The sequence below is a fragment of the Variovorax sp. 05L425 genome (assembly GCF_056397705.1).
The window spans coordinates 1-5660 of record NZ_JBFTNY010000056.1 but is presented as its reverse complement, the minus strand read 5'-3'; the positions used below and the strand labels follow the sequence as shown (position 1 = coordinate 5660).

The 5660-nt window shown below is 51.6% G+C and carries 2 tRNA genes and 3 rRNA genes; all 5 read right to left on the bottom strand.

The window, feature by feature from the left end:
* Nucleotides 1-84: 84 nt before the first annotated feature.
* Nucleotides 85-197: ribosomal RNA gene (gene rrf, locus AC1DN9_RS29805) — 5S ribosomal RNA — on the bottom strand.
* Nucleotides 198-315: 118 nt separating this feature from the next.
* A 23S ribosomal RNA gene (locus AC1DN9_RS29800) occupies nucleotides 316-3186 on the bottom strand.
* Nucleotides 3187-3507: 321 nt separating this feature from the next.
* Nucleotides 3508-3583 (bottom strand) — tRNA-Ala (locus tag AC1DN9_RS29795).
* Nucleotides 3584-3622: 39 nt separating this feature from the next.
* A tRNA-Ile gene (locus tag AC1DN9_RS29790) sits at nucleotides 3623-3699 on the bottom strand.
* A gap of 70 nt (nucleotides 3700-3769) precedes the next feature.
* Nucleotides 3770-5304 (bottom strand): 16S ribosomal RNA (locus AC1DN9_RS29785).
* The 16S, 23S and 5S rRNA genes sit together here with 2 tRNA genes alongside, the layout of an rRNA operon.
* Nucleotides 5305-5660: the final 356 nt, after the last annotated feature.

Here is a 5660-nt window from a genome sequence, read left to right as displayed (position 1 = left end):
ACCGTTCTGACGTGTGTTGCGCTTTGGTGTTTGGAAACGCAAAAAGCCCAGCCTGATAGGGCTGGGCTTTTTGGGGCTGTAAGAGCCTGACGATGACCTACTTTCACACGGGAACCCGCACTATCATCGGCGCTGAGGCGTTTCACTGTCCTGTTCGGGATGGGAAGGAGTGGGACCACCTCGCTATGGTCATCAGGCATAAAGGGTTGCTGCGCTGAGGGATCAGCACAACGAATTCATAGAGTCTGGAATCAGCTTGATTTATTTTGAATGCGTCAACTTGGCATAACACTTTGATCGACAGATCAAAGTTATAGGGTCAAGCCGCACGAGCAATTAGTATCGGTTAGCTTAACGCATTACTGCGCTTCCACACCCGACCTATCAACGTCCTGGTCTTGAACGACTCTTCAGGGGGCTCAAGGCCCCGGCAGATCTCATCTTGAAACGAGTTTCCCGCTTAGATGCTTTCAGCGGTTATCTCTTCCACACTTAGCTACTCGGCAATGCCACTGGCGTGACAACCGATACACCAGAGGTGTGTCCACTCCGGTCCTCTCGTACTAGGAGCAGGCTTCCTCAAATCTGCAGCGCCCACGGAAGATAGGGACCAAACTGTCTCACGACGTTTTAAACCCAGCTCACGTACCTCTTTAAATGGCGAACAGCCATACCCTTGGGACCGGCTACAGCCCCAGGATGAGATGAGCCGACATCGAGGTGCCAAACACCGCCGTCGATATGAACTCTTGGGCGGTATCAGCCTGTTATCCCCAGAGTACCTTTTATCCGTTGAGCGATGGCCCTTCCATACAGAACCACCGGATCACTATGTCCTGCTTTCGCATCTGCTCGACTTGTCAGTCTCGCAGTTAAGCACGCTTATGCCATTGCACTATCGTCACGATGTCCGACCGTAACTAGCGTACCTTCGAACTCCTCCGTTACGCTTTGGGAGGAGACCGCCCCAGTCAAACTGCCTACCATGCACTGTCCCCGATCCAGATAATGGACCTAGGTTAGAACCTCAAACACACCAGGGTGGTATTTCAACGTTGGCTCCACAAGATCTAGCGACCCTGCTTCAAAGCCTCCCACCTATCCTACACAGATCTGTTCAAAGTCCAATACAAAGCTACAGTAAAGGTTCATGGGGTCTTTCCGTCTTTCCGCGGGGAGATTGCATCATCACAAACATTTCAACTTCGCTGAGTCTCAGGAGGAGACAGTGTGGCCATCGTTACGCCATTCGTGCAGGTCGGAACTTACCCGACAAGGAATTTCGCTACCTTAGGACCGTTATAGTTACGGCCGCCGTTTACTGGGACTTCAATCAAGAGCTTGCACCCCATCATTTAATCTTCCAGCACCGGGCAGGCGTCACACCCTATACGTCCACTTTCGTGTTTGCAGAGTGCTGTGTTTTTAATAAACAGTCGCAGCCACCGATTTTTTGCAACCCATTCATGCTCCGTTGTTCACTTCACACTAATAGGGCACACCTTCTTCCGAAGTTACGGTGTCAATTTGCCGAGTTCCTTCTCCTGAGTTCTCTCAAGCGCCTTAGAATACTCATCTCGCGCACCAGTGTCGGTTTGCGGTACGGTCGTGTGCAGCTGAAGCTTAGTGGCTTTTCCTGGAACCTCGTTCAGTCACTTCACCAGCAAGCTGGCTCGATCGTTGGCCTCGGTATATGACGGGCGGATTTGCCTACCCATCGCCTACTTCCAACTAAACCGGGATATCCAACACCCGGATGACCTATTAAGATCCGTCCCCACATCGCACTACACATCGGTACAGGAATATTGACCTGTTTCCCATCAGCTACGCATCTCTGCCTCGCCTTAGGGGCCGACTCACTCTACGCCGATGAACGTTGCGTAGAAAACCTTGCGCTTACGGCGAGGGGGCTTTTCACCCCCTTTAACGCTACTCATGTCAGCATTCGCACTTCTGATACCTCCAGCACGCTTTACAACGCACCTTCACAGGCTTACAGAACGCTCTCCTACCACTTGCAATAAATTGCAAATCCGCAGCTTCGGTAACTGGCTTAGCCCCGTTACATCTTCCGCGCAGGACGACTCGATCAGTGAGCTATTACGCTTTCTTTAAATGATGGCTGCTTCTAAGCCAACATCCTGACTGTTTTAGCCTTCCCACTTCGTTTCCCACTTAGCCAATTTTAGGGACCTTAGCTGGCGGTCTGGGTTGTTTCCCTCTTGAGTCCGGACGTTAGCACCCGGTGCTCTGTCTCCCAAGCTGTACTCTTCGGTATTCGGAGTTTGCCTTGGTTTGGTAAGTCGCCATGACCCCCTAGCCAAAACAGTGCTCTACCCCCGAAGGTAATACTTGAGGCACTACCTAAATAGTTTTCGGAGAGAACCAGCTATTTCCAAGTTTGTTTAGCCTTTCACCCCTATCCACAGCTCATCCGCTAGTTTTGCAACACTAGTCGGTTCGGACCTCCAGTACCTGTTACGGCACCTTCATCCTGGCCATGGATAGATCACTTGGTTTCGGGTCTACACCCAGCGACTGATCGCCCTATTCGGACTCGATTTCTCTACGGCTTCCCTATTCGGTTAACCTTGCCACTGAATGTAAGTCGCTGACCCATTATACAAAAGGTACGCAGTCACCCTCGCGGGCTCCTACTTTTTGTAAGCATGCGGTTTCAGGATCTATTTCACTCCCCTCCCGGGGTTCTTTTCGCCTTTCCCTCACGGTACTAGTTCACTATCGGTCGATGATGAGTATTTAGCCTTGGAGGATGGTCCCCCCATATTCAGACAGGATTTCTCGTGTCCCGCCCTACTTTTCGTTAGCTCAGTACCACACAGGTCTTTTCACATACGGGGCTATCACCCGCTATGGCCAGCCTTTCCAAGCTGTTCTGTTAAGTCTTGTGCTATCACTAACAGGCTCTTCCGATTTCGCTCGCCACTACTTTCGGAATCTCGGTTGATGTCTTTTCCTCGAGCTACTGAGATGTTTCAGTTCACCCGGTTCGCCTCGCATACCTATGTATTCAGTATGCGATACCTTTCGGTGGGTTTCCCCATTCGGAAATCTCCGGATCAAAGCTAATTTGCCAGCTCCCCGAAGCTTATCGCAGGCTATCACGTCCTTCGTCGCCTATCATCGCCAAGGCATCCACCACATGCTCTTATTCACTTGACCCTATAACTTTGACGTTTCTTCACAGAAACCAAAATCAATCAAGGAATTACCAGGCCTTTCACCTGGCGCGTTATGCCGCCTTCATAAATCGATTTGACTCGAAATTGAAGTTCATTTGACGCAATCAAAAATTCATGTTGCTGACGGCACGGTGAGCCATGAAGCTCTTTCCGTCAGCAACGCTGATTCGACTCTATGAATTTTTAAAGAACAGCCGATTGATCAGGAGATCCCGATCAACAACAAAGAAGCCTCATGCTTGCGCACAAAGCCGCTTTGGTGTTGAGTGCTTCAGTATCGGACGTCGTCAAGACAAAGAATTGGTGGAGGATGACGGGATCGAACCGACGACCCCCTGCTTGCAAAGCAGGTGCTCTCCCAGCTGAGCTAATCCCCCAGGGTCCTCACACTTGACGCATATGACCATTGGAAGAATTGGTGGGTCTAGTTGGGCTCGAACCAACGACCCCCGCCTTATCAAGACGGTGCTCTAACCAGCTGAGCTACAGACCCATGTCGATGGAATCGACTTCATCCAACAACCGATAAGTGTGGGCGTTCAATTTGAACGGCTCGTTTCCAGAAAGGAGGTGATCCAGCCGCACCTTCCGATACGGCTACCTTGTTACGACTTCACCCCAGTCACGAACCCTGCCGTGGTAATCGCCCTCCTTGCGGTTAGGCTAACTACTTCTGGCAGAACCCGCTCCCATGGTGTGACGGGCGGTGTGTACAAGACCCGGGAACGTATTCACCGTGACATTCTGATCCACGATTACTAGCGATTCCGACTTCACGCAGTCGAGTTGCAGACTGCGATCCGGACTACGACTGGTTTTATGGGATTAGCTCCCCCTCGCGGGTTGGCAACCCTCTGTACCAGCCATTGTATGACGTGTGTAGCCCCACCTATAAGGGCCATGAGGACTTGACGTCATCCCCACCTTCCTCCGGTTTGTCACCGGCAGTCTCACTAGAGTGCCCAACTAAATGTAGCAACTAATGACAAGGGTTGCGCTCGTTGCGGGACTTAACCCAACATCTCACGACACGAGCTGACGACAGCCATGCAGCACCTGTGTTACGGTTCTCTTTCGAGCACTAAGCCATCTCTGGCAAATTCCGTACATGTCAAAGGTGGGTAAGGTTTTTCGCGTTGCATCGAATTAAACCACATCATCCACCGCTTGTGCGGGTCCCCGTCAATTCCTTTGAGTTTCAACCTTGCGGCCGTACTCCCCAGGCGGTCAACTTCACGCGTTAGCTTCGTTACTGAGTCAGTGAAGACCCAACAACCAGTTGACATCGTTTAGGGCGTGGACTACCAGGGTATCTAATCCTGTTTGCTCCCCACGCTTTCGTGCATGAGCGTCAGTGCAGGCCCAGGGGATTGCCTTCGCCATCGGTGTTCCTCCGCATATCTACGCATTTCACTGCTACACGCGGAATTCCATCCCCCTCTGCCGCACTCCAGCGATGCAGTCACAGATGCAGTTCCCAGGTTGAGCCCGGGGATTTCACAACTGTCTTACATCACCGCCTGCGCACGCTTTACGCCCAGTAATTCCGATTAACGCTTGCACCCTACGTATTACCGCGGCTGCTGGCACGTAGTTAGCCGGTGCTTATTCTTACGGTACCGTCATTAGCCCTCTTTATTAGAAAGAGCCGTTTCGTTCCGTACAAAAGCAGTTTACAACCCGAAGGCCTTCATCCTGCACGCGGCATGGCTGGATCAGGCTTGCGCCCATTGTCCAAAATTCCCCACTGCTGCCTCCCGTAGGAGTCTGGGCCGTGTCTCAGTCCCAGTGTGGCTGGTCGTCCTCTCAGACCAGCTACAGATCGAAGGCTTGGTGAGCCTTTACCTCACCAACTACCTAATCTGCCATCGGCCGCTCCATTCGCGCAAGGCCTTGCGGTCCCCTGCTTTCATCCGTAGATCGTATGCGGTATTAGCACAGCTTTCGCTGCGTTATCCCCCACGATTGGGCACGTTCCGATGTATTACTCACCCGTTCGCCACTCGCCACCAGGATTGCTCCCGTGCTGCCGTTCGACTTGCATGTGTAAGGCATGCCGCCAGCGTTCAATCTGAGCCAGGATCAAACTCTATAGTTCGATCTTGAATTTTTCGCTCGATTTCTCAAGCAACTCATAAAAACGGAATTGAAGTGAACTTCACTTCTATTCTCATGAGCGTTTAAAGTCCGAAGACTTCGTTCCGAAGAACTTGGCCATTCGCCTCAAACGCCCACGCTTATCGGCTGTATGTTTTTAACGATCACCGCGCTCCGCTTTCCGCTTCGCGCTTCACTTCGCTGCGATCAGCGAAGCCCTCTATTATTACACGCTTTTCAGAAGATCTGAAAAACTTTTTAAGCTTTTCTTTTCCCCCCTCCGCTCACCTCAACCTCGCTCCGAAGAACTCCTTCGAGATCCGTGTTTAGCGGAGCCTGCGATTATGACACGGTTTT